At 47.3% G+C, this 3,597-nt stretch carries 3 protein-coding genes and 1 rRNA gene; 1 reads left to right on the top strand and 3 read right to left on the bottom strand.

Annotated features, from left to right (window positions below; all coding sequences use genetic code 11):
• Positions 1 to 539: 539 nt before the first annotated feature.
• Both JUF13_RS14290 and JUF13_RS14285 read right to left on the bottom strand, forming a co-directional pair.
• A complete protein-coding gene (locus JUF13_RS14290) occupies positions 540 to 1,313 on the bottom strand; it encodes an ABC transporter permease (protein ID WP_203640196.1) in 774 nt (257 codons plus the stop codon).
• A 3-nt stretch (positions 1,314 to 1,316) separates the two neighbouring features.
• Positions 1,317 to 2,219, bottom strand: coding sequence for an ABC transporter ATP-binding protein (locus JUF13_RS14285; protein WP_225893704.1), 903 nt, complete (start codon positions 2,217 to 2,219; stop codon positions 1,317 to 1,319).
• A 142-nt stretch (positions 2,220 to 2,361) separates the two neighbouring features.
• Between JUF13_RS14285 and JUF13_RS14280 the strand changes: the two genes are divergently transcribed.
• On the top strand, positions 2,362 to 2,949 hold the full coding sequence (locus JUF13_RS14280) for a helix-turn-helix domain-containing protein (protein ID WP_203640195.1): 588 nt from the start codon (positions 2,362 to 2,364) through the stop codon (positions 2,947 to 2,949).
• Between the two features lie 479 nt (positions 2,950 to 3,428).
• On the opposite strand, the gene rrf is transcribed toward JUF13_RS14280, so the two are convergent.
• Positions 3,429 to 3,545 (bottom strand): 5S ribosomal RNA (rrf, locus tag JUF13_RS14275).
• Between the last annotated feature and the right edge of the window lie 52 nt (positions 3,546 to 3,597).

The raw sequence follows: 3,597 nt of genomic DNA, 5'->3' as shown, positions 1-3,597 counted from the left end.
CTCATCGATTGTTGTTACTTTATTTGTTATAAAAGCGAATTGACTTCGCAAATATTGTTTGGGTTTGATACCAAGTATCAAACCGCCCTACACATATTTGGTTTGTCGAAACAATGTTCAGTTTTCAAAGGTCTACCAGTTATCCGCTCTCGCAGACAACTTAATCATCATATCATTTAACTGATTTGATGTCAACAAGAAGTTTTATTTAATCAACAACTTGTTAAATGTGCTTCCTAACGAAGCAGCTCAATTAATATACCATTTTGTTAGACTACTTGTCAACAAGCAATTTAACTTTTTAAATTAATGAGTCGCTGTCGTAAAAGACAACTTAGATAATATACCATGCACATCAACTCACTGTCAACAAAAATTCTAAATTAATAACGACAATCCCACCATTCGTTAGCCGCGGCTCCAGGCCCGTTCCTCACTAATCCCCATTTCACGGGCCAGAAGTCTCCTTTGGTAGAATGTCGCCGTGACGCTTCTCATCATGGCAAACTTTTAAAATGCGTTTCCGGCCAACCACCAACCTAAATCCGCCGTCGTGAAAAGATCAGCGCCCCCATCCCGACAAAGAACAACGCCCACAGGAGATTGCCGACGCTCAACTGTTGAATCGTCAAGTGAGTCACGTTCTGCTGGTAGCTGGGATTGCCATACTCCTCCTGCAGAAAGAACATATTAAACGGGTTCCATTTCATCACCGGCAGTAACGACTTAAAGGACTGCAATAGCAAACTGGACACCCCTTCCCCCATGAAACAGACGCCGACACCAATAGCAATCGCCGCCGCACTGTTATGACTACAGCTCGCCAGCAAAAAGACCAGTCCAATAATCAGCACGCCGCCATACATATCCAGCACCGCATTAGTCACGAGATTAACCAGTAGGGCCTGATGATAGAGATAGACTGTTTGCCACCAGAGGCTGCGCCCACCACTGAGCTTGAGTAATAGTGTCGTGAGCACAGCTACCACATGGAGCAACACGCTATACCCGAGCACCAGCACATACTTCCCCACGAAAATCGTCCAGCGGTGATTCGTCTGGATTGCCAACTGTTTGATCGTCCCGTACTCGAATTCCATCGTCACACAGCTGGCGCCAATCACAATCATGAGTATCGTCAGCCATTGAAACCCGCCATACGCCGATGAGATATAAAATTTCTGGTCGCCAATTGATGCCCCGTGCGCCGTCGCTGCCAGTCCACCCATTAAAAGTACCAAGATGACCGGTGCCAGCCAAGCCAATCGTTGATGTCTAAATTTAAAAATCTCCTGCTGCAATAATTGTCCCATGACCTATGCCTTCCTCTCTGCTAATAAGCGTAACAAGACCGTCTCTAAATCTTCTCGATGCTGGTTCACCTTTAAAATTTGAATGTGCGCATTGAGAAGTGCCTGCAGTAAGGGTGTCAACACAACCGGCTTCGTCACGATCAAGTCGCTCCCCCGCTGGGTCACTGGATAGTCGTCCTGTAAAAGTACCCGCAATGCCCGAGCATTCTCCGTTGTCCGCACCACTAGGGATTGCCGCGCCGATTCTCGAAACTGCGCCATCGTCCGTTGCAGTAACACTTCTCCCTGATCAATTAAGATCACCGTATCAATGATCTTTTCCAGCTCGCTCAAAATATGGCTGGAAATTAAAAATGTGGTCCCTTCCCCTGCCAACTGACCAATCAAATGGCGTAATCGCTTCACCGATTGGGGGTCTAATCCATTCATTGGCTCGTCCAATATGACTAACCGTGGGCGATTCACCAACGCCATGGCAATTCCCAGCTTTTGTTTCATGCCGAGTGAATACCGCTTGGCCGGCCGGTGAATATAGGCTTCCATTTGGAGGGCCTGCACCACCCACGTCATTTGTTCCCGGGAAGTCGTCATCAGTTGTAAATGTTGCCAGCCAGTCAGAAACGGATAAATTGCTGGGCGTTCGATGAGTGCGCCTACCTGTTGGGTCACAACAGTATGGATATTGGCTGAAACGGGTTGCCCCAAAATCCGAACGTTACCAGCATCCGTGGCTAGCAGTCCCAATAATGCTTTCATAATGGTCGTCTTGCCCGCACCATTGGGCCCGACTAAGCCGACAACTTCGCCAGTTGAAAATGCGAAATTCACATCACGTAAGACCACATGGTGACCGAACTTTTTCCGTAGCCCGGTTACCTGAATCATTTTCGCTTGTCCATTTTGCACTGGACATCATCTCCTCTACTCCCTTTCAGCGTACCCGTTCAAATCCCCGAATGATACGAATGCTAGCGAGAATAGCTTGCTATTTCCCATAGATTCTCTATGCTAGAGTTAATCGCAATTATCAAGGAAGTGAGGTGCCCCCATGGCATCGACAGAACTAGGCGCACGTTTGAAAAAGTTCCGGCAAATGCAACAGCTGACCCAAACAGCACTGGCGGACCAGCTACACGTCTCACGGCAGACCGTTTCCAGCTGGGAGACTGGCCGGAACCAACCGGACATCGCCACCATTACCCAATTAGCTACTCTATATGCCGTCCCAGTAGATGACCTCTTACAGGACACAGCAGCCGCACCCGTAACGAAACCAGTTGCCCATCACCCAAACGCCAGCCTATTAGTCGTCCTCTTCGGCGTGCTCCTGGTGGAACGTGTCACCCAATTTTCAACGTTCCCTGCTCTTTACTGGATGGACTTCCTCATTCTCCTGCTAATCGGCCTTATGCTCAACTTGGGCATTGCCCGGCGCCACCCGAACACTTGGACAAAGCGGATACATTGGATTGGCTTAACGGTATTTGCCGCACTCAGTCTCGTTAGTGGGAGTATCAACGCCTTTAACATGGGCTTTGGCCTAATGACGACCTGCCAATTCAGTGGCCTGATCGTTATCATTGCATTGGTCAGAAAGTGCTGGCAATCGCGATCAACTAAGGTTACACAACGCTAGAGTGATTGTTATCTATAAGGACTACTGTAACTGCTCACAAAAAGGTAACGACCTTCCTACATGGAAGTGCCGTTACCTTTTTAAATTGACTATTTTGCTAATCTTGTTTAGTGGGTCCGTACTCACTTTTGACAGTAATGTGTTCCATCACTATCAGCTATTTAAGATAAACGTCAATTTAGCTACACATCACTATCAGAACTGGAGCGTCCACAATCCAATCGTTATAGAATCTGAAAGCGTCCCGTCAACTAAAGATACCGTCCATGACTTATTACGGTTTTGATTCGTTTGTACGTGTTCCCTAGTCCTAGATAGAAGACGTGACCAGTAGTTTCAGGAAGTCGTCCGAATCTACAAGCCTATTTTGTTTCTGACGCGACCGGATTGCCAGGCGCACTGCCGTTGCGGTCATGCGCCTGATTATCTTTTATTTTTTTGCACAAAAAAAGGAACCCATCACTGGGTTCCTTACGTTTGCGTGGCAACGTCCTATCCTCGCAGGGGGCGATCCCCCAACTACTATCGGCGTGCTAAAGCTTAACTTCCGTGTTCGGCATGGGAACGGGTGTATCCTTTAGGCTATCGCCACCACACTATAAGAGAACTTATTCCCTCAAAACTAGATATCATCAAATTATTTTCTAT

The organism is Levilactobacillus wangkuiensis, assembly GCF_016861605.1.
GTDB lineage: Bacteria > Bacillota > Bacilli > Lactobacillales > Lactobacillaceae > Levilactobacillus > Levilactobacillus wangkuiensis.
The sequence above is the reverse complement of the archived record's forward strand: the minus strand, read 5'-3'. Positions and strand labels throughout refer to the sequence as shown.